The organism is Poriferisphaera corsica (assembly GCF_007747445.1).
Classification (GTDB): domain Bacteria; phylum Planctomycetota; class Phycisphaerae; order Phycisphaerales; family Phycisphaeraceae; genus Poriferisphaera; species Poriferisphaera corsica.
Window position 1 is genome coordinate 3,179,407 of sequence record NZ_CP036425.1, and the last position, 22,662, is coordinate 3,202,068.

15 protein-coding genes are annotated in these 22,662 nt (G+C 50.0%); 8 read left to right on the forward strand and 7 right to left on the reverse strand.

Annotated features, from left to right (window positions below; all coding sequences use genetic code 11):
* Positions 1-82 precede the first annotated feature (82 nt).
* The gene (locus tag KS4_RS13060; RefSeq protein ID WP_145078886.1) at positions 83-1,543 is read left to right on the forward strand and encodes a carboxylesterase family protein; all 1,461 of its coding nucleotides are present in this window, start codon (positions 83-85) and stop codon (positions 1,541-1,543) included.
* 668 nt (positions 1,544-2,211) lie between these two features.
* On the forward strand, positions 2,212-3,723 hold the full coding sequence (gene gatB, locus KS4_RS13065; RefSeq protein ID WP_145078889.1) for an Asp-tRNA(Asn)/Glu-tRNA(Gln) amidotransferase subunit GatB: 1,512 nt from the start codon (positions 2,212-2,214) through the stop codon (positions 3,721-3,723).
* A gap of 87 nt (positions 3,724-3,810) precedes the next feature.
* Here gatB and KS4_RS13070 read toward each other — a convergent pair whose 3' ends face one another.
* Positions 3,811-5,640: an RDD family protein gene (locus tag KS4_RS13070; protein WP_200761240.1), complete on the reverse strand. Its 1,830-nt coding sequence runs from the start codon at positions 5,638-5,640 to the stop codon at positions 3,811-3,813.
* A gap of 264 nt (positions 5,641-5,904) precedes the next feature.
* On the opposite strand from KS4_RS13070, the gene KS4_RS13075 reads away from it, so the two are divergent.
* The 3 genes from KS4_RS13075 (at position 5,905) to KS4_RS13085 (ending at position 8,532) form a co-directional block, all read left to right on the forward strand.
* Positions 5,905-6,852: a phosphatidate cytidylyltransferase gene (locus KS4_RS13075; protein WP_145078895.1), complete on the forward strand. Its 948-nt coding sequence runs from the start codon at positions 5,905-5,907 to the stop codon at positions 6,850-6,852.
* A gap of 203 nt (positions 6,853-7,055) precedes the next feature.
* Positions 7,056-7,715 (forward strand): translation initiation factor IF-3, encoded by a 660-nt coding sequence (gene infC, locus KS4_RS13080; protein WP_200761241.1) that lies wholly within the window; start codon positions 7,056-7,058, stop codon positions 7,713-7,715.
* Positions 7,716-7,932: 217 nt separating this feature from the next.
* Positions 7,933-8,532, forward strand: coding sequence for an SAP domain-containing protein (locus tag KS4_RS13085; protein ID WP_145078897.1), 600 nt, complete (start codon positions 7,933-7,935; stop codon positions 8,530-8,532).
* 45 nt (positions 8,533-8,577) lie between these two features.
* On the opposite strand, the gene KS4_RS13090 is transcribed toward KS4_RS13085, so the two are convergent.
* The gene (locus KS4_RS13090) at positions 8,578-9,981 is read right to left on the reverse strand and encodes a hypothetical protein (protein WP_145078900.1); all 1,404 of its coding nucleotides are present in this window, start codon (positions 9,979-9,981) and stop codon (positions 8,578-8,580) included.
* 137 nt (positions 9,982-10,118) lie between these two features.
* Positions 10,119-10,979 carry a phosphatase PAP2 family protein gene (locus tag KS4_RS13095; RefSeq protein WP_145078903.1) on the reverse strand — a complete coding sequence of 287 codons (861 nt, stop codon included), beginning with the start codon at positions 10,977-10,979 and terminating at the stop codon, positions 10,119-10,121.
* 257 nt (positions 10,980-11,236) lie between these two features.
* Here KS4_RS13095 and KS4_RS13100 point away from each other — a divergent pair, with 257 nt between their 5' ends.
* Complete coding sequence (locus tag KS4_RS13100; protein WP_145078906.1) at positions 11,237-12,526, forward strand: retropepsin-like aspartic protease; 1,290 nt, start codon at positions 11,237-11,239, stop codon at positions 12,524-12,526.
* Positions 12,527-12,575: 49 nt separating this feature from the next.
* Here the strand turns inward: KS4_RS13100 and KS4_RS17670 are convergent, their stop codons facing one another.
* On the reverse strand, positions 12,576-13,826 hold the full coding sequence (locus KS4_RS17670) for an HD-GYP domain-containing protein (RefSeq protein WP_200761242.1): 1,251 nt from the start codon (positions 13,824-13,826) through the stop codon (positions 12,576-12,578).
* A 246-nt stretch (positions 13,827-14,072) separates the two neighbouring features.
* Here KS4_RS17670 and KS4_RS13110 point away from each other — a divergent pair, with 246 nt between their 5' ends.
* Entirely contained in the window at positions 14,073-16,358 is a 2,286-nt protein-coding gene (locus KS4_RS13110) for a glycoside hydrolase (RefSeq protein ID WP_145078909.1), read from the forward strand.
* Positions 16,359-16,426: 68 nt separating this feature from the next.
* Here the strand turns inward: KS4_RS13110 and KS4_RS13115 are convergent, their stop codons facing one another.
* The 3 genes from KS4_RS13115 to KS4_RS13125 form a co-directional block, all read right to left on the reverse strand.
* Positions 16,427-18,235 (reverse strand): ArnT family glycosyltransferase, encoded by a 1,809-nt coding sequence (locus tag KS4_RS13115; RefSeq protein WP_145078912.1) that lies wholly within the window; start codon positions 18,233-18,235, stop codon positions 16,427-16,429.
* Positions 18,236-18,561: 326 nt separating this feature from the next.
* Positions 18,562-20,073 carry an adenosylhomocysteinase gene (gene ahcY / locus KS4_RS13120; protein ID WP_145078915.1) on the reverse strand — a complete coding sequence of 504 codons (1,512 nt, stop codon included), beginning with the start codon at positions 20,071-20,073 and terminating at the stop codon, positions 18,562-18,564.
* A 167-nt stretch (positions 20,074-20,240) separates the two neighbouring features.
* Entirely contained in the window at positions 20,241-21,194 is a 954-nt protein-coding gene (locus tag KS4_RS13125) for an ArsR/SmtB family transcription factor (protein ID WP_145078918.1), read from the reverse strand.
* Positions 21,195-21,528: 334 nt separating this feature from the next.
* On the opposite strand from KS4_RS13125, the gene KS4_RS13130 reads away from it, so the two are divergent.
* Entirely contained in the window at positions 21,529-22,443 is a 915-nt protein-coding gene (locus KS4_RS13130; protein ID WP_145078921.1) for a hypothetical protein, read from the forward strand.
* Positions 22,444-22,662: the final 219 nt, after the last annotated feature.

The following is a 22,662-nucleotide window of genomic DNA, read 5'->3' on the forward strand; positions in this document are numbered from 1 at the left end:
AATCTATGTGTTAATGATTGATCACATACTGTTCATGCTTAGTAACCTAATTTTTGCCTACAACGCCTCTAGAGATGCAAATATGACCACACGCCTAACCATACTCCTCTTTGCAGCATTGCTACCACTCACCACCACATACGCCACAACCAAACAAGACATCCTCAATGAATCAATCGCGGGCACGCATGGTCGACTCAACTACCGTTATGTAGCTGCTGAAAATGTAACGCAAGACGAAAAACTTCCACTTGTCATCTTTCTTCATGGTTCTGGCGAAGCTGGAACCGACAACAAGAAGCAACTCGCCTCGTATATGCATCCGCTCTATGACACGATTAGAACCAACTCACGTTACAAAGCTCACTTTCTCGCACCCCAAGACCCAACCCCCGGCTACACCCGTCTCCATCACGGCTTCATCGATCACATCCTCAACACCTACGATAACATCGACCCCAACCGCGTCTATATCACAGGGGTCTCCGCAGGCGGTGTCGGCACACTCGAATCTCTCGCTCATTTTCACAACAAAATCGCCGCCGCATTAACACTCGGCGCCCCCATGTCGCTCCCCGCAGCACGAATGATGGCCCAAAACCCCACACCTCTCTGGATGATCGTTGGTAGCAATGACCACATCGTCCCTCTCAACAACATCGCCAAAATGTACAACCAAACCCAATACCATGGCTCTCAACCACGACTTACACTCATCCCAAATCAAGGCCATTGGGACTGGGATCGTATGTACTCTCAAGCCCCCGGCTACACCAACCACTTCATCGGCGGCTCACCCCTCAATAACAACCTCACCGACATTTACGACTGGATGTTTACACAAAAACTCGATCGCCAAACCGTCAACACTCCCCGACCACTCCACACCGGCGAATCCATACGCATCGACTTCGGCCTCGAAGAAAACTTCGCTCAAAACAGTCAATCCATCCAAAACCCCAACAACTACTGGAACGATATCGTACGCAACAATGATTGGCCAACATACGATTCATCCAACCCCGACAACAACATCCTCATCAAAAACGCAATCACCACCACAGGCCACAAAACCAAAATATCTATCACTCTCAACGATGCTTTCCGATTCATCCAATCCAACAATATTCCCAACAACACCGCCTTCGATGACACCATCATGAACGACTCTTGGGTCGTAGGCCACAACTGGCAAAACCGCCAAGGCAAACTTCTCATCACCGGCCTCGAAGTCGACCAAACCTACAACATCAAGATCTTCGCCGCTGCCTCCATCACCGACACACAACAATCACTCCTCGGCACCTATACCCTTGGTGAAGCATCACAAACATGGGATCTACAAAACACAGCCACACCCTTTATCGAATTCGAAAACATCACCACCAATCAGTTCGGGCAACTCCTCCTCACCATCTCCACAACCCCCGGCAACTTCGCCCATATTTCAGCTCTTGAAATAACAGCCATCCCCGAACCTAACACCCTCGCAGCCATCTTTATTCTCACCGCCCTTCCCTACATCCGCCACAGAACACACTAAAGCAACTCAGTCGTTGCTGCACAAAAGTATGCGCCACAATAAACCAAAACCAAACTCATTTCTCATAAATTCATATCTTAATCTTATAACCAAACCAAATCCTACCTCTCTAAGCCTAACTATAAGTTAGGCTTTTTCATACCAATCACACAACCAGTCACACCACACCATTTTTAACAATTACATCTCCGCAATAAAACGATGCAACTTTCCATGCAACTACATCCAATAGCCACACTCTTCACTTACAATCGCTTCAATATTCCCATTCATAAATTCGTTCCCACAGCCTCCACAAAACTCAACCAATTCACTTTTACCATCCAACTCACCTAACAGCCTCTTCCATCTCACTCCTCTTCCTCAACGAGCTTGTCAATTGACCATAGCAAGTGATACTAACTAATGATTAGATATCTATTAATTTCATAACCAACCGTCCATGCCATGACGACGAATTTGGTAACCACAGCCGCAACCAATAACTCTTACATAACCCCAACCCACTCCTTCTCAACATCACCAAACCAATCCGACAAACAACCCCAAAACCGTGTAAAATCAACGAATATCGCTCCAAATCAGCGATATCCCCCCGTCAGACGCATGCACCGCCTCACGGGCCACAACAGAAACCAAACGCCTAAGTTTAGGTACAGGATAGACTTATGTCGGAAACTACAGGCCTCAAAGCCAAGCTCAAAGTCGGAATGGAGATCCACGTCGAACTCGCAACGCGATCGAAGATGTGGACAGCCGCACCCAACGTCGCGCACCCCGACTTCTTCGATGCTGAACCCAACACACTTCTCTCGCCCGTTGTCATTGGCATGCCCGGCACTCTGCCCGTCATGAACAAAGAAGCCGTCCAGATGTCGATCAAGGTCGGCCTCGCCCTCGGCTGCGAAATCGCCAAGAAATGCAAATGGGATCGCAAGTCATACTACTACCCTGACTTGCCGAAAAACTACCAGATCTCGCAATACGACCAACCGATCTGCGGCGAAGGCGAAATCGACATCCCCCTCACCGACGATCCCAACGGCCCAGCCAAAACTATCCGCATCACACGCGCTCACCTCGAAGAAGATGCTGGCAAGCTTGCCCACGAGGGCCCCGGAGGCATCCAAATGGATCACTCCATCGTCGACCTCAATCGCGCCGGCACACCGCTTCTCGAAATCGTGACCGAGCCAGATTTCAGTTCAGCCGATGAAGCCGTCACATTCGGCCAGATGCTTCGCGATATCTGCCGCCACCTCGGCGTCTCCGAAGGCATCATGCAAAAAGGCCACATGCGTTTTGAGCCCAACATCAACGTCGAAATTGAAAAAGACGGCAAAACCTTCAAAACACCCATCGTTGAAATTAAAAACCTCAACAGCTTCCGTGCCGTCCACGGTGCCATCACCCATGAGTACGATCGTCAGATCGAAGAGTGGCTGGAAAACGGCATCGTGATGGGCGCAAGAGCAAAAACCACCAGAGGCTGGGACGATGTCAAAGGCGTTACTGTTCTCCAACGCACCAAAGAAGATGCTGACGAATATCGCTACTTCCCAGACCCGGATCTCGTTGACCTGATCGTTGATGAGCAATGGCTTGTCGAACTAGGCAAAGAGGTCACAGAGCTCCCATTCATCAAACTCCAGCGGTACATGGGCGAATACAAACTGGGCGAGAAAGATGCCCGCGCATTGGTCGATGAACCAGCCACAACACGCTACTACGAAAAAGCTTTAGAACTCGGCATGGAGCCTAAGCGTGCCGCCACCCTACTGCTGAACTACGGCCTCAAACGTGCAAACGAAGCGGGCGTCCGTATCGACGAGATCGGTATCACCCCTGAGCAAGTCGTTGGTATCGAAGCACTTCTCAAAGCTGACAAGATCGGCTCATCAGCAGCTGACGAATTATTCGGCTACTGCTGTGAAAGTGATGACACACCCGAAAAGCTCGCCAATACACACGGATTGATCCAAGTCTCAGACACAAGCGCACTTGAAGGCTTTGTTGATGAAGTGCTCGCCAACGATCGCAACGCCAAGATCGTCGCCGACATCGAAGGCGGCAAAGACGCAGCCATCGGCGCCCTAATCGGCCAAATCATGAAGTTATCCAAAGGCCAGGCGAACCCCAAAATGATCCGCGAGATCATCATCGCCAAAGTCCGCAGCTAGCCAGGACTTCAACCCATCCAACAAACAAAACGGATCTGCAATGCAGATCCGTTTTTCTTTCATGAATCCCAACCAACGACTGCCAGCCTATCGCTTGGTGAGGTCGTTGGGTTCGTCGTCGGATGGATCTTGTGGTTGATCGCCGTTGTGCGTGTCTTCATCCAGATGGTGAGCAGTATCTTTAGATTTGGGAATGACGACGACGGTGTGGGCGAAGATGTCACCAACACGTTGCTTGTGCTGAGTAAAGAGAGGAAAGAGCAGAGCAATCTGGATGAGGAGTTCGATGATTCGGAGCAAGCCACGGAACAGGGATTGATAAGCGGTAGGTGCGTTGCCCTGCAAGTTGGTGACACAGATGCCGGTGAGGATCTTACCCAGCGTGCGGCCTTTGGTGAGGATCTCGGTGATGGTGGTATGCGCAATAAAGCAGGCAATGAGCACAATCGCGGGGATCATCTGAGTAAAAGTGAGGTTGGCATTGGTCGGCCAAGTGCCGAGAAGTTCGGAGAAAGATTTATGGAAGACAAACATGAGCGGAAAAAAGACGATGCCAAAATCGATCGCGGCGGCGAGCATTCGGCGAGGAAAATCGCAATATGTGAGGTGTTTCGGCAACGTCACGATATTAGATTTCGGATCGCGGAACAGGAAAAGAACCAGCAGAAGCGTCGCAAGAGCAATGAGGAAGAGTGAGATGATGGATTGAGTAACCTGTTCAGCAAACTGAGGAATAGAGGCGGTGAGGGTTTGGAAGTTAGCATTGGTTTTGGCAATCGTTAGTGGCTTGCCTTGTAATGTGAGCTGTGCGAGATCAAGCGCGATATTGTGCGAGTCGGGAGGCGTAAAGCCCCACATACTGGTTGTGGTTTGCGGCTTAGTCGGTTTATGCTCAGGACGAGCGGCAAGCAGAGCAAGATTGGCGTTGTAAGGAATAGCCTGCCAATCGGATGTATTCGGTATAGCCAAAGAGAGTGAGCCAACGGGGATCGCATGATCGTCACGGATGATGGTGTAGTCGATGGTTAGATCAGGATGAGACTGATCTTGCCGCGCATGAATGAGTTGATTGCTTTGAGCGAAGAAGGTGCGTGGCGATTGGGCTGTAGAATTGGCTGGAGACGGCAGGGCAATATTGGTCGTGTCCCACGACTCGGCTTTTAAGTTGTAAGAAAAGATGCGGAAATCGTGATCATTGTTGTTGGGCTGCGTAATGATAACGGGGTAGTCGTCCGCAGGGTTCTGAGCCACAAGCCAAACAGGACGGCGATGAGGAAAGTCAGCTGGGAGCGGCGTGAGCTGCCAGCGACCATTCATGAGGATAAACAGATAATCGTTGCCGGGAGCGGTATCAGGCAAGGTAACAGTCGATGACGAATTGGTATCGTCTTGCGATTGCGTATCAGCCTGCTGACTGTCGAATACCTCTTCTCGTTGAAACTCCTCGATAGCAGCCTGCGCGTCGTCTGCAGATTCGAAATTGAGCATCGCGAATGTATGCATATCAGAGGCCGCAAGTGCGCGTAGTGTGCCGTTATGAAGGATGGGCGGCTGAGGAGCAATGTCGTAAGAAAAGAAATCCTGATTGCTCAGACGGATCGGGGTGACCGTCTGAAAAGCGATGCCTTGAGAAAGCTGGTAAGCAAGGGTCAGATTGTTCGGCGACGCGGCAAGACCGTTAGGCAGAAGATAACCCGTGATGTTGGCAGCGTAAGCGATGGTAGCTGTCGGGTCATTGATATTGCGGTGATAAACGGAAACCGCTGGCGTAGGCTTCGCTGATGCCTCTGCTTTCGCTTTTGACTGAGCGGCATCATCTTCTGCTGAAGCGGGAGTTGGGGGGGTGTGGGGGGTGGGGGGAGCGGGGGGTGTTTGATCGTGAGGATAGACATACCAGAGGTTATCGTTAGAAGCCACGGCAGAGAGGTCTTGAGCATAGGCAGCCGACGCGAGCGCGAAGCACAGGCATGGGATTGCAATTAGGCGAAAGAGAGTAGCAATAGTACTAGGGATTGATTTCATGTTACGGATAAGGTTACGTGAAAGTGGTGAGAGGGCAAATACGAGGCGGCAGATTTTGGGGATATAAGTATTTTCGGTAGTGACACGGGTTTTGCTTCATTAATGCGCGAGCGTGTGCGCGATAAGACGCAATAGGGGGGGAATGGTACAATTGCGAGCATGCTGAAATACAGGCTGACATTTGGGCCGCTCATGATCGCGGCATTGCTGGGTTTGATCTGGTTGGATAACCGACTAGATCAGATCGATATTTCAGGCACATGGATGCAGGATTTATTCATGGGACGAGCCTATCTACCCGCCGGATTGGTCATGTTGGGACTCTTCCTGCTGCTGATCACGCTCAGTGTGGGGGAACTCGTGAGGATGTTCCGAGCAAAAGATGCACGCGTCGATTTTCTCATGCTCTGGCTGAGCGGAATGATCGGCTGCACCTTGGTCTACGTGATCCCTTACACCCTGGATAGCCAGACCACGATCGCAATCTACGCTTCGTTCATGGCAGGCTTGTTCATGCTCACGCTACTGAGATTAGCCTTCAAAAAGACGACCAAAGGCGCGCTGCTTATCGGCAGCATCACGATGTTCGGGTTCATCTACATCGGCGTATTACCGGGATTTTACCTCGCCATTCGCCGTTGGCATGAGGCGTGGGTCGTGGCAGCAATCATTCTGATCATCAAATCATGTGATATTGGCGCTTTCTTCACCGGCTGCTCAATCGGGAAACACAAAATGATCCCTTGGCTAAGCCCGAAAAAAACATGGGAAGGGCTTGCAGGTGGGGTCATCTTCGCAGGACTCGTCTCGATGGGGATGGTGGCCTTAGGCAACTGGACAGGGGTACTAGGACGATTCGAGGGCGGCCGGGAGTTTGTAACCCACGAGTACCCGCTTTGGTTTGGTTTTGTCGTAGGGATGGCATTCGGGATTTTGGGGCAAGCAGGCGATCTGACAGCCAGCATGTTCAAGCGAGACGCGAATATCAAAGATTCAGGCAGTGTGATCCCTGGTTTTGGGGGGTTAATCGACGTGCTGGACAGCCCGGTATTGGTCGCCCCGTTTGCCTATTGGGTTTTAGTGATTGCAGAGGTTTTTAGCCGGTAAAAAGGCGATTTAAACGAGCAAATTGCAGGAAGACAGGAGTGAAGTGGAGGGGTGATAGGGCGTGAAAGCATAAAAAGGGGGTTGAATTCGAGAAAAAAAGTTAATTATGGGCGGGAAGTGGACATGCAAGTGGGATTTTTGACGATATGATATAATGTGGCTCGGGAGTATCGAGCCGGGCGTCTTAGCGCAGCTAGGGCGTCGTGTTTGTATACAGAGATTTATGTGTAGTCATTGTTACTGGAGATTTTACCATCGCTAGACGCTTTAAACCGCAGCCGAAGGACACGGGTAAGAGATTACGTGTCAACGATCAGATTCGCATTTCACCAATTCGGCTGATTAGTGAAGACAATGAGCAAATGGGTGTCGTGCAGGTAGAAGATGCGAAACGTCGTGCACGCGATGCCGGTTTAGACTTGGTCGAGGTTTCACCAAACAGTGAGCCGTCGGTTTGTCGTATCATGGATTACGGCAAATGGAAGTACGCTCAGAAAAAGAAAGAGCAAAAAGCCAAAAGCCACGCCAAACAGAGCGAGCTCAAAGGCATCCGCCTCCGTCCAAAGATTGACTCACACGACCTTGAGATCAAATTGAACAAAGCCCGTGGCTTCCTCGAAGAAGGCAACAAGGTTCAGTTCATGATGCTCTTCCGTGGCCGCGAAGTGGCGCACAAGGATATCGGCTACGGCCACATGAACGATATCGTTGAAAAGCTCAGCGACATCGCGAAGATTGAATCTCCTGCACAACTGCAAGGCCGCCGCATGGGCATGGTTCTCGCACCAGACCGTAGCGGCAAGCAAAAGCCTGCCGCCAAGAAGGATGCACCCACACCTCAAAGGCAGCCTGCACAGTCATAATGCAATCAAGCAGATCAAGGCAACCGCCCTGCTCTGTCATGAAATAGATCACAACAACCTCGCTTCACGGCGAGGTTTTTACATGCTCTCAACTTCATAAACCATTGACACCCCACGCCCAACTCAATAGTTTGAACAATCCCCCATACCCAACCCGCATCCAATATCGCATGCAAAAAAGGGGAGAGGGGGGGATGATGAGGAGGAGGCAGAATACATGTCGTGCAAATTGCGAAAAACAATGACTGTAGATCAGTTTGATGGAAATTATTATTACGCAACCAAACTAAAAGATTTTGCCAGAAAGATCGGGATTACGGTTGGTAATTTCCGCAAGATAGAAATCGAAGTATTAATCAGGCAATTCCTCACCACGGGGCAAGTACCGCAAGCGAAACCTGTACAACCTCGAGAATCAAACAGCAAACGGGACACATTAACCGCCACGACAACAGTCGAAAACTATGTCGGCAACAAAGCAACAAAATCGTTCTTACTCGCACTCGTTGAAGCTCAATCGCCAGGTATCCGCAACAAATCAGGACAATGGTATTGGCTGAACGATTGGCGGCGCAAGCAGCAAGCCAAAAAGCTTCAATTCACCTACAACGATCTTGCCAACGAATTACACCGGCTCATGACATGCCCCGAGCGGCTCCCTCAAATCCCATCTGCTCGCATGAACAACTTCATCGCAGATTATCTCGCTGATCCAGCCAACAAAAACCACTCGCGCAAAGACGCGCAAAAAGCGTGGGAAAAAATCAAAACGATTAAAGGCCCCAAAACCCACGAAGCCTATCTCGCACAACAATAAGCAATATTCATTTTTATGCCACCGTATAATATGATAATGACTACCTTACTTTTCCGTAGATGAATCATGATATCTATCAGATTGACCAAGCGTTTTTTTCGAAAGCTCTGCATCAATCCGTTTAATCCCTGAACTAATATCGAAGATCACAACTTTCGGACTGCTTTCTTCAGGGATTTGCTGATTATTAAAAAGCGTTCCCCACAACCAGGCTCGATGCCAATCAAGCTTCAGGTCATCATAATATTCTCGAAAACTATCTCTTTCATATGGATCACAAACAATCTCAGCCAACCGCAATTTTTTCTCATCAAAAAAACCCCAGCTTTCCGCAAGCATTTTTTCTGTCGGGTTTTTAAACACGCGCATCAAGGGTTGCAAATCCGAGTTATGACTTATATCGCCCAAAGGGTCATCGCCCCATTGTACATTCCAGAGCCGTAAATCCACACCATAAGACCATCCTTGTAATTTGGAATTCATCTCATGGCGCCGCCATGAATATGGATCTACGATTCCCGGCTTCTTCTGATACGTTAATTCCCCACCTTTTTCGTAATACCACCCCATTTTGGTTTTCCAAACATCGCGAATTTTCACTTGATAAGAACTCGGTTTTCTTGCCTGTGTATATTCAATCAGAAACTTATACACCCCTTCATCATTCGGCAGCGAAAACTGGAGAGCAACGATCGGTTCAGGCTGTACTTCTTGTTTGATCTTGTACTGCGATGTCAAAATTTCCCACAAATTATCGTTTTGATACACATCCGAATGAATAACGCTTTTCTGCTCTAAATCGACAACTACAAGATAAAAATAAAGGTCATGAGTCAAGTACGACTTCAAATGCTGTGACCATGCACAAAGATACCTACCCTCAAGCAAAATCAACTGATAAGCATCCGCTCCAATAAATGGCACAGGTTCTAATGGATTGCGAAAGTCAAAACCAATCTCGGATACCCCACGCCGGTCATACCAAATCAAACCATGATTTGTTAATACGCCCGTTCCTATCAAGCTTTCCATGCTCGTACCCCAACGATCATCCGACTCGAATCGTGGCTCAAGCGGTAGACTTAAAAGATGTCCCTCAACTTCATATTGATAATATTTGACTTCCCTATCATGAAGCAGACGACGTTCAAGCTTGCCCTCAATTATTTGCAGCCCCCACACCTGTTCACGTAAATAATATTTCTCCCCCTCAGGCTTCACATATACGTGCAGCATTGCAACTACCTCGTTACTATCTAGCCCATCAAACCGAACTACCGGCGTAATATTCGCAATATATTCATTTTCGTTAAGCTCAAGCATATACTTGGGTTCAACAGACACTAATTCATAATCTAAATTCGCCTGCTCATATTCTTCCGCAGAACATATTGCTCCTCCGGAAAACATGCCAATCCATATCGCGAATAGCAATAAGACATGCAACATAATAAGTACTCCATGAAAGTACATTCACAACATAACAGTACATGATGCCTACCCGTATCATAGCAGCACTTAGTTGTTACTCGAAAGAATATTTAAGTCTAAGCCTGCAATAGGAACACAATCAATAGATGTATTTACTACTTCGCCGATGGCGCATTCAGCACAAGAAATGGATGAATCGTTCGACGGCTCGTCAAAAAATAATGCAATACCAACGTCATGAATGAACCGAAGTAAAGACCCGCCACAACGTCCGACACATAGTGTGACAGCGTGAAAACACGCGAGAACGCAATCACCAAACCCACAACAACCCACAACATCCATTGACGTGGATACATCAGCCAGAGCACTGTCGCTAGCGTTGCTGCCGCAGTCGCATGACCAGAAGGAAAGGATGCGTTCGCCGGGCCGATGGTAAAAAAATCAAATCCAAAATGCCCAGCCTGCTGCAACTCCGATGGCCGAAACCTACCAAAAATAATCTTGACGATGTTGACCGACAACCCTGACCACGCAATAGCAAGCATCAAAAACAAGGCCCAAGAGACCAGATCACGCCGCCTATAGATCAACCATGCAACCCCAATCGCTGGAAATATCACAACCCATTCGTAATGGCGATACAGCCTATCTCCCCACCCATAAAAAAAGAGAATCGCCGCCAGCAACAACCAATAATGCAGATTCTTCTTCACTGGCCCGCGGTCAAGAAACAGAGTCGAGAGCAGCGCGACGACCAATGTAATGTAATAAAACTTCGTATCACCAAATTGCGTAATCACATTCGCAATCGGCTTCAGCCAATCTTGCTCCAACGCAAACCACGATACGCGCACATCAATAAACATATACGCAACCACCACCATGATCGCACTCAACACACCCGTAATCGCAAAGTCACGCCGAACAGAGGCTAGATGCCATCCACGGTCTCTCAGATGAGATGTCATACCACCTACATTAGCATTCGATGAGTTTTGCGAGCTATCAGCCATTCGTTGCTCCAAGCAGCTTTTCAACTTCCCATGTTAAGATAGGAGGTTTACACGACTTATGAACTATACACAAGCCTGCATCGGTATCATAACAACTTGAGCGCGAAAAATATCTTCGAAAGTCGCACCTTCCGAGTTACAATTCACACAGCGTCGAAATGCACCCAGCATGCGTTCGTACGATTCTCGTCCGCCATGCGACTCCTACTCATGTGCATCGACCACGATGAGACGACCAAAAAGCAGAGGGAAAGACGATGAACAAGATCCTGAACCGGGCGATGACGTTGTCAGCAATTGCTTTATTAGCTGGTGGTTATGCTAGCCAATCCCAAGCCGCTAGATACGTCCTCGGCGACGCCGCAGGCATTGCCCCAGACCAACCCCGCGTTCTCTTTGGCCTCTACGATGTCCCCGAAGGTGAAGAACCCGATGACTCCCATCTCGTTGGCCCAACCTTCTACAACGCCGGCCTCCTCGACACCGGAGCTAACGGCATCCTCCTCGGCCAACTCGCCTTCTTCAACTTCTCCCTCGACAACCCCAGCGATACCGGCTCCCAATTCGTGCAAGCCACAAACCCCACCACCAACCAACCCGTTTGGTACGATGAACTCGGCGTCGCTGGCACCGACCCCATGAAAGTTTTTAAGTCCTACCTCCTCCACTATAACGGCTACGGCGACACCAATCCCGCCCGTGTTCACGATATGCCCGATATCACCCCATTCGGACGTGAAGACATCAACCTCGGCTCATACGCCGCTATCATCGGCATGCCCGCCATGATGGGCATGCACACCTACGTCAACATGACCCCGCTTCGCTCTTTCCAAAACTCCGGCACACCCGGCACTACCTTCGACGCTATCCACTCATACATCTCACCCACAAAATACCAAACCAATGGCCCGCAATATGACATCGACCTGCGACTCGTTGATGTCCCACACACAGGCCAGCGACACCCCGACGACCCCACACCCACCTACGCACCGCTCCCCGTCATCGATGACATCATCACCACATTCGAAGGCACCTCAACCACCGGCACATTCCTCCTCGATACCGGCGCACAAACCAACATCATCTCCATGCAAATGGCGCTAGACATGGGCCTTAATATGGACCCCGATGACGAAAACACCGATATTCAGGACTACCTCACCGTCGGAGGTATCGGCGGACAAACCGATATGCCCATCGTCCTAATCGACGAACTCACCGTACCACTCGCAGACGGCGATGAAATGGTCTGGAACAATGTCGTCGTCGGCGTTCTCGATATCGATGGCGCCCCATTCGATGCAGTCTTCGGCATGAACATGCTCATCAGCGGCTACGATGCAGCAGACATCTTCGGCGGAACCGCCACACCAGAAACCGGCTTCTTCGACGGATTCAATCTCGATTTCACGACCGGTGACGAACAAGGTATCCTATCCCTCGACTGGAACGACAACCGCATCATCCCCGAACCCGCCAGCGCCGCCATCATCGGCATCGCACTCTTCGTCGCATACACAAGACGACCTAAAAACGCTTAAACAAAACCCATGCAACCAAACAAAAAAGCCGGCTTTCAGTCGGCTTTTTCTATTCACGATAATCATGCTGCGTTTCTGAAATGATCTTAAATACCTTCTCATGCTGCACCATGATCTCAACGATCCTCGGATCAAAATGCGAACCCGATTGCTCCACAATATATTTCACGACCACCTCATGCGGCATCTCATCCTTATACGGCCGCTTCGTCCGCAGCGCATCATAAACATCTGCTACCGCAACAATCCGCGCCGCCAACGGTATCTCTTCCTCCTTCAAACCAAACGGATAACCCGTCCCGTCCCATTTCTCATGATGAGCATACGCAATCTGTGAAGCCGTGATCAAAAACGGATCATCCCCCCACTTCCGCTTGATCATCATCAGCGTATCACCACCCGCCCCCGGATGATCCATTATCTGTTCGCGTTCCTTCTTCGATAGCTTGCCCGGTTTGAGCAAAATCTTATCAGGTACCGCAACCTTACCAATATCATGCAGAGCAGCCGTATTCGCAAATACTTCCAAATCCAAACCGCATATCTTCCCATCCGACTCCATTAAATCCGAAGCCAACACCTTTACGTAACTACATATCCGTTCAAGATGCTGCCCCGTCTCATCGTCCCGCGATTCCGCCAACTTCGCCAAACCAAAAATCACCGCATCACGTGACCTGATCAACGCCTTCGTACGCTCATTCACCTTCTTTTCAAGCGAACTGTTGATCACATCCAAATCATGCTCATACCTCGAAAAAATCAGCAATGTAAAGAACGCAGCCACCGACATAATCACGATCGTCACCACCATCCCAACATTCTTCACCGTACTGGTCAGCAAATCGATCCGCCCCTTCAAATACAACTCATCCTGAAACACAATCAGTAGTGCGTCATACACCGGCATGCGCCGAATCGCAACCACATAATCCGTCTGCATATACTGCATATCCAAACGCGTTGCATACTGCTCCGCCAACTCGCGTATCTCACGTTGTTGGTTACGCGTCATCCCCTCATGATTCAAACCAATCATCTCGCGGCTATCCAACAGATAGACCACCGTATATGTAACACCCGCAACATCCATCCCCTCAATCAGGTCCACTAACACCTCACGATCCTTCGCCCCCGCCGATAGATCCTTGAAATCCAACAACACCAACGCCTTGGACAACTCATCCGCCAGCTTATTTGAGTTCCGCTCAATCCGTTCCTGCACAGCAACAGTAACCTGCCTGGCCAACCAAAGATCCAGCAGGATCAATCCACTCAGCAGCCCAATCAGCTGTATCATCAACACTGAGCTGAGCAGCACACTTCGCCGACTGAATTTAAAACCTTCAAACATACAATATGCCCAACCAAATCTCACCGCAGCTACGCAAGATAACACCATACTATAGCCACCCCATGCGTTCCCATTCTCCATTCCAAATCAATCTAGCCGCCCGGTTATACCAGTGGTATGATGCGTGCGGATTGGTCTCGGTGTGCAAGCGGGTTATCGGATATCAACTACTACATATAGTCAGGGATCGACATGCTTTCACCCATCTATAAAAGCACAAGCTTCGTTCTGCTTTCACTTCTCCTATGCGCCCAACAGCTCATTAGCCAAACCATTACCCTTCAATCCGATCAATACACCTACACCATCGACCCCTCCTCGATGCAGGTCACACAATCTTCACCAACAATCAACCCAATCACACTCTCTAGCCCAAATAGCTTTTTTGACAGTCATCAAATAGAAAATCAGCAACCGCAATCCGCACAATGGCAATACACAGACCCTCAACTCTCAGCACATGCCGAAATCGTCGGCAATGACCTGCGCATCACTTTCTCAGCCAACATCACCAACAACGATCAACTCATCGTCCCCTTCCCCACCATTCAGGAGCATCCCACAGACACCGCCCTCACACTCCCACTTTTTGAAGGTGTCTACATCGACAAAAATGCCACCGCTTGGCGTACAAAATTACAAGAAATCGAGAATGAACGCCTCACCGCCGCATTCAGTTTTCCCGCCATGGGCATCCTCGGCCAAGACAACATGCGCATCATCATCTTCGAGCATCAATACAACAACAAACTCACCGTCACAACCAACCAGCAAAATCAAATCGCTTTCAATTTCGCACGCACCTTCAATCGCCTGCAAAAAGACAACCAAATATATTCAGTGCTTTTCCAAACGCGCCCCAACAACCTGCTCGGCTCCGCCATCGCCTATCGCCAATACATGAAGCAAAACGGACTCTTCGTTTCACTTAAACAAAAAATGGCCGCCAACCCCAACATCAAACGCATGATCGGCGCCATCCAAGCCTACGTCTGGGGCCCCGCCCTCGTCTACGGCAGCGACCTCACCCGCCCCCAAACCAAACAATTCATCAATAAACTCACCACAGCCACACCCGATCATAACCCCGAAGCTTTTTGGCTACGCAACCAACTCACCCCAGAAGAAGCTACGCAACTCAAATCCATGACCAATCAGGAATGGCTGTCTAACTACGACTTAGACCTCATCGCAGTCATGGTAAACCGTATCCTTCAACTCCCGGATTGGCAGAACGCGACTTTCATTTCAAACAAAACCACCGCGCAAACCGCTATCCCCACACGCCTACGCCTCCTCAAAAATCACATCGGAACCATCTTCAACGACCACCATCAATGGGGCAGCGGCATCTCCACACGCATGATCGATATGCTCCAATCCGCAGGTATCAAACGCGCCCACATCTCCACCGGCGGCATCAATAGCACCAACCTCAAACCACAAGTCGCGCTTGCCGCCGACACAGCCGGCTATCTTTTTGGCCCATACGACTCCTACCACTCCGTTCACAACCCCAAGGCTACCGGCGATCATACTTGGGACACCGCACAGTTCGACCTCAACGCCTTCGAAGACGGTGCTATCATCCGCTATGACGGCAAGCCCATTCACGGTTTCAAAAAGATCGGACGTAAACTCTCCCCACTCGTCGCCATGCCTTACGTCAAAAAGCGTGTCAACGCCGTCACCGCCAACGTCCCCCACAACTCTTGGTTCGTCGACTGTGACGCCTTCGGCGAACTCTACGACGATTGGAACCCAAAACACGAAGCATCCGAAAACGACGGATCTAATGCTCGACTAGACCGCCTCCGTTGGCTCAAACAAAACAAAAACCTCATCGTCGGTTCAGAAGGTGGTTCCGCCTATGCCGCCCCCGTCATCGACTTCGCTCACGGCATGCTCACACCCGTCATCGGCTGGGCCGACCCCGCACGCACCGATAAACAAAGCAAATACTACGTCGGCCGTTACTACCCCGAAAACCAGCCCGATGTTTTCTTCAAGCCCGTCCCCCTTCAAGAAAAGTACATCAACCTGTACTACAATCCCGCCGTCCGCCTCCCACTCTTCCAAGCCCTCACCCACGACTCCGTCGTCGCAACCCATCACTGGTCAAACGCGACCCTCAAATACACAAATACAATCAACACCATGATGCTCATCGAGACACTCTACAACACACCCCCGCTCTACCACCTCAATCCAACACAATTCCCCCAAAACAAAGACATCATTATCAAGCACGCCCAGATGTTCAACACCACTCATCAGCAACTCTGGGATCAGCCCATCACGAACATCACATTCCTCAATAATGAACGCACGATCCAGCAAACTCAGTTCAACGACAGCGGTTCTATTACGGCCAACTTCACAGATCAACCCTTTAAGTTCAGCAACACAATCATCCCACCACGATCCGCATACATACAGCTCAATAAAATCGATAAAAACTTCATATACACACCATAATCAACACATGCAACAAACAAAAAAGCGGCCCACTTCAGGCCGCTTTTTCTTTTAACACGCAAACTTCATCATTCCCCCAATTCATGCGACTCTCGAAACGCTTCCGCACGCCCCAACATCGCATTCGTCATGTTTCGGCCAAACACCATAACATCCAATGGCTTTCTATTCGCTGAATAGTTCACTGTCTCATCCTCAAACAACAAATCCAACGGCAACTTCGTGTACTTATCAATCGTCTTATCATAATTCTTCTTAGTCACAATCAAAATCCCCGTTCCCGGCTTACGCGACCATTCATAAATCGCCGCCGTATCGGAACCCGTCTCCTTCACCACCTCACCCGCAGGCCTGCGTATATAAAACACCAGCGAAGGTTCCTCATACCCCGACATAATGATCGGCACATCCTCACCACCCAATATCTCATGAATACCCAACGCAATCTGCTTCGACGGTTTAAAATTCGCTTCAACCTGCGGCATAACCACGTACACCGTCGGCAGCGTGATCACCGGGAATATCAACGCCGTCAACAGCGACGCCCGATACAACCGCCCACTCATCACTGCCTTTGCCGTCATCATCATCACCCATACCGTCGCACCGGCCAACAGCAACGACAGAACATAACTAACACCCACACTTCCACGCTGCAACACCCAAGGCCCGACAATTCCGCCTAGCACCGCCATCCCCAAAAACACCAGATAAATCCACTTGCCCATATCCAACCAACCCACCTCATCCTCAGGTGAATCTTTCCTGACACGCGCCTCAATCGCCGCCGCCATCATCAATGCAATTGCTGGAAATATCGGCGCAATATAATGCGGCAACTTCGTCGCTACCAGCGAAAACATCACAAACGGCCCAACCATCCAACCCCACAACACAGCCCTCGATTTCGCCTTCCCAATATAACCCCTGATCAATCCCGACAAACCCAAAGGCAAAAACAAAACCCACGGCGAAACCCCCACAATCACCACCGGCACATACGCCGGTATCGCCGCTAAATACCCAAATAGTCCCGACCCGCCATGCGATTCAAACGCCGTTGTCGAACGCGCCATCACATGCTTGCCGATCCCTTCGCGATAAAACTCGCCATCAGTCATCTCGTTCGCCGGAATCCCCCATGCCACAAACATGCCCAAACCCACCAACGACGCAATCACCAGCGCAACCCATGTCCGTTTTTTCAGCTTAATCACACCACCACGCCCAAAGAACACCGCGCCCAACATCATCAGCGCCGGCACAGCAAACCCAACCGGCCCCTTCAAAAGCCACGCCGCCCCCAATGCTACCGACAACACCACATAATGCCACCACCTCGCGCAATACATAATCTCGATGACCATCCAAATCGCCAACGTCATCGCCGCAATTAATGACCCATCCGCCGTCGCCGCCGTAAACGAACCGATCACCAGCGGCACCAACATCGTTGGAAAGATAATCATCCCCCACAAGCCTGTCTTAGCGCTGAATAGACGTCGTCCAATGAAAAACGTAAACAGCGAAGTCAACCCGATCCCGATCACCGACGGCAACCGAAACGCCAATTCCGTAAATCCCAACCACTCAATCCCCAAATTCATCAACCAATACACCCCCGCAGGCTTATGCAACCTGAAGTCCCCATTAAAATGCGGCACAACATACTGCCCCGTCTCATACATCTCCCACGCCGATCGCGCAAACCGTGGCTCATCTCGATCCCACAACGTCGAACTATCCGCAAACAGCGCATAGACCAAACATATCCCTACAAACACCGCCCCCACAACCCACCACGGCACGCCACCCGCCTCACGGCCAACTATCTCGTCTTGTCGGACATCCTGATCCAAATTCTTGCTCCATATCATGGCTCTATTCCAAGCCAAATCCTACCGCCCTATCCCCCCCCTGTCACGTTGAATCTAACTTCACAAACCCGCCCTTGATTTGCAGCGTACTCTCATTATACATCCCTCCCCAAATCTCCATTCATACAACCCTCTTCACATTGCCTCGACAAAAACACACATTCCAACCCAAACCCAAGCCCACAGCTTCCAGACGTGGGGATATCTGACTGCAATCTTCAAGCCTGCCACCGCCGGTGGCAGGGTATCGTAGAACAACCGCGCAAAAACAAAAAAGCCCACACATTTCTGCATGGGCTTTCTATTTCATTAATCATTTACAGCATTTAGTATCGATAATGCTCTGGCTTATATGGCCCGTCAACCGGAATGTTCAGGTAATCAGCCTGTTCCTGCGTCAACTTCGTCAGCTTCACGCCAAGCTTATCCAAGTGCAAACGTGCAACCTTCTCATCGAGGAGTTTAGGCAACACATAAACCTTGTTTTCATACTTGTCATTATTCACTGCCAACTCAATCTGAGCGATCGACTGGTTCGTGAATGATGCACTCATCACGAAGGATGGGTGACCCGTCGCACAACCCAAGTTAAGCAACCGGCCTTCAGCCAACACCAACACACTGTGACCATCTTCAAATGTCCACATATCGTACTGAGGCTTAATGTTTGTCTTGCTGACCTTGCCTTCCTCAAGCCACTTATCCATCTGCGCCATCTCGATTTCGTTATCGAAGTGACCGATATTGCCGACGATCGCTTTGTCTTTCATTTTCGACATATGATCAGCGGTAATGATGTTGAAGTTACCTGTCGTCGTCACATAGATATCCGCTTCAGCAAGCGTGTTTTCCAGTGGTACAACTTCATAACCTTCCATTGCAGCCTGCAATGCACAGATCGGATCGATCTCCGTAATAATCACGCGAGCGCCCTGCCCCTTCAATGACTGAGCACAACCCTTACCCACATCGCCGTAGCCGCAGACCACCGCAATCTTGCCAGACATCATCACGTCCGTCGCACGGTTCAAACCGTCGATCAGTGAGTGACGACAACCATAAAGGTTATCAAACTTCGACTTCGTCACTGAGTCATTCACGTTGATCGCTGGGAACAGCAGTTCGCCTGCTTCTTCCATCTGGTAAAGACGATGAACGCCTGTTGTTGTTTCTTCAGATACACCCTGCATCTGCTCAGCAACCGTGTGCCAACGCTTCGGCGAAACTTCAAGAACCTGACCCAACACGCGAAGCACTTCCTTAAACTCTGCATTATCTGTTGTATCAGGTGATGGAACCGCGCCAGCTTTTTCAAACTCAACACCCTTGTGAATCAGCAGCGTTGCATCTCCGCCATCATCAACGATCTGAGTCGGGCCGTTATCATTACCAAAATCTAGCGCACGTTCAGTACACTGCCAGTATTCCTGAAGTGTTTCGTCTTTCCAAGCAAACACAGGCACGCCCTGCGGGTTCGCAATCGTGCCATTCTTACCCGCTACAATCGCCGCAGCCGCTTGATCTTGCGTTGAGAAAATATTACAAGAGACCCAACGGATATCCGCGCCCAGTTCCTTCAGCGTCTCAATCAAAACAGCCGTCTGAACCGTCATATGCAATGAACCCATGATACGCTGACCAGCCAATGGCTTCTGCGCACCAAACTCTTCACGCAAAGACATCAAGCCTGGCATTTCTTGCTCAGCAAGATCCAATTCCTTACGCCCCCAAATCGCAAGAGCTTCCAACTCTTCCAGTCCTGCACCTGGCTTGAGCTTATATTCAAATCCGTCAACTGACGTAATCTCAAGGCCCGGGGTTGTTGTCAATGTCGTCATAAGTTGATTCTCCTTAGCTGTTCAACTCGTGTTTTCTTAATCTCATTACGATCAAACCGTAACAACCTGTTCGTGATTACGTGTCTTCTCGCAGCGTATTCTTGATGATCCAGAATCAATCGCTTGATTCATAACTCTAGCCACATCCGTGACCAATTTATTCCTTATCAACCAACTTCTCCCGTCGCCAGCATCAGTGCCGGCCCCTGCGCTCCCGGCTCAGGCGATAACGCCACCGCACACTCACGCACAAACCCCGCACGCATCAACCCCTCCTTCATCTCCTCCAACCCAAACCCCGCATGATGTTGATCCAACTGCCGCCGAAAATCATCGCGATCATGTTGTAACAAATCCAGCACCACCAATTTCCCACCCGGCTTCAATACCCGCGCCGCTTCAACCAGCGCCGCCTTAATGTTCGGCAGGTACGTCAACACCAACACCAACAACGCCGCATCCACCGCATTGTCCGGCAACGGCAGATTATCCAAATCCCCCTCCAAAAGCGTCACATTATCAAACGCCTTCGTCTGCTGTTTCGCAGCCGTGATCATCGCTGGCGAATTATCAATCCCGTAAACGTGATGCACACTGCCTGCGAGTCGAGCAGTAATATCACCGATCCCGCAACCCAGATCCGCAATGTCATAAGACGATGGCAGCAAAGCCTGAATGGCTTCTTGAGTAAAACTTGAACCATACAGCTTGTGTCGTGTTTCGCCCCACTCCGCAGCTGCGCCCTCGAAGAACGATTGCACCCCTGCCCTGCGCTGCCTAAGTCGTTCTGTGAGGCGGATTTGATCCTGCTGCAACGTTGGCCAACCGTCTGTTTGTTCCTGCGCTAACTTCCAGAGCTGCTGAGCTGAGTCTGTAAGTTCTGCGGGGATCATGCGATACAGGTTTGTCGTGCCGGATCGCCGCGAGACGGTCCAGTGATCTTCGGTGAGGATTTTGAGGTGGCGTGAGACGGTGGACTGAGGCATCTGGAGGATATCGCAGAGTTCCGCGACACCTAACTCTTGTCGTTCTAAGAGTCTAAGGAGGCGTAGACGGGTTTCGTCAGACAGCGTTGCCATCTGCCGCATGAGTGTTTCGGGATTTTGAGGTGTGGTGGCCATAAGCTGCTATCCATCCATTCATCCGGATTAAATGATATATACTATCGGCACACCGTCAAGCATTCCTTCGATCCTCTTCACAAAATTTTCGCTAAGCCATGCTTGTATTGATAGTTACAAATTTCGTATGGTTTGGATTCGTTTTCGATATGATGAGAAGTCAAGTTGCGAGGCAAAGATTAAATCGTTTGTATGATGCTGTACGTCTTTACCCTGAGACTTAATGATCCTTTTGGGTGTATTGACGAGGTGCAAAATGGGTCCTGTCAATAAAGTCTATATGGTTTGAGGATAAGAAGTTAGGGAAATCCTTGAAGTGTTTTTGATTTCGATTATGCTGGTCTTGTGGCGGGCATACGGTGTGTTGGAATCGAGGCAGGTTGGACGAATCAAATTCGAGGTGATGGAGCCGATGACGAGCAGGTTGTTGAATCATAAGTTACTGTTTTTGCTTATGTTGTGTTGCGCATTTCTCAGCACTGGCTGTCAAATGGAGTACCGTGTGGTGCGTGACGGCTGGGAGGAATGGCGAAAGAGTGTGGGTGCTGAGTCGGTGGCGCAAATCGCGGGGCAATCAGACTTTGGAGCGATGGTGGATGAGGATGCCCAATGGGGCATCATGCTCGAAGCATTCAACGGCCCAGATCGAGCCCAGCGGGCGCAAGAGCTGATCTTGAAATTACGTAAACAATTTGACCTCAAGAACTTCTGGCTCAAGCGAGCTTATGGATCACTCATGGTTCTGCATGGCTCCTTCGAAGACCGCAGCACGGATGAAGCGAAGGACACGCTGGTGATGATCCGTAAATTGAAAGTCGGCAGGCTTCAGCCGTATCGGATGGCCATGATGCAAAGTCTTGCTGGTGCGTCACTTGTATCAGACAACCCGCTGGATGCGAAGTCATATGTTGGTTTCTACACACTGCGTGTGGGCCATTACAACGATGATATGGATGGCGATCGACGCGAGATGGCGGAGGAGGCAGCTCGCGTGCTGAGAACAGATGGGCATAATGCATTTTTCTATCACGGGCCTGTCAATTCGTTGGTCACGGTGGGCTTGTTTACGGATGACGATCTTGTCCCGGTAGAGCAGGCAAGTGGTTTTATGGTCGAGGGTTACGGGCCACGGATCCGGGAAATTCAGCAGGAATTCCCGATCCATATGACCAACGGACGCGAGACGATCGTGAAAGAAGCAGGACAAACTAAAGGCAAGATGCCCTGTTCGTTGGTGAGGATTTTTTAGATCTGCGGTAGCACAATGTGGTGGTCTGGTACATGTTCATAAACTGAGCAGAATGCGCGCAAAAAACGGAGCATGGTCGCAAGTGAGAATCATTGCCTGCGGCGTGGCGGTTTTGTGCGCCAATTGCGGCGCGCACAAAATGTTCAGCACTTGAACATGAGATCAGACAAGTCCATGTTGGGCTGCAAGTTACGCCAAATTCCGGGAGGATTCTCAGAT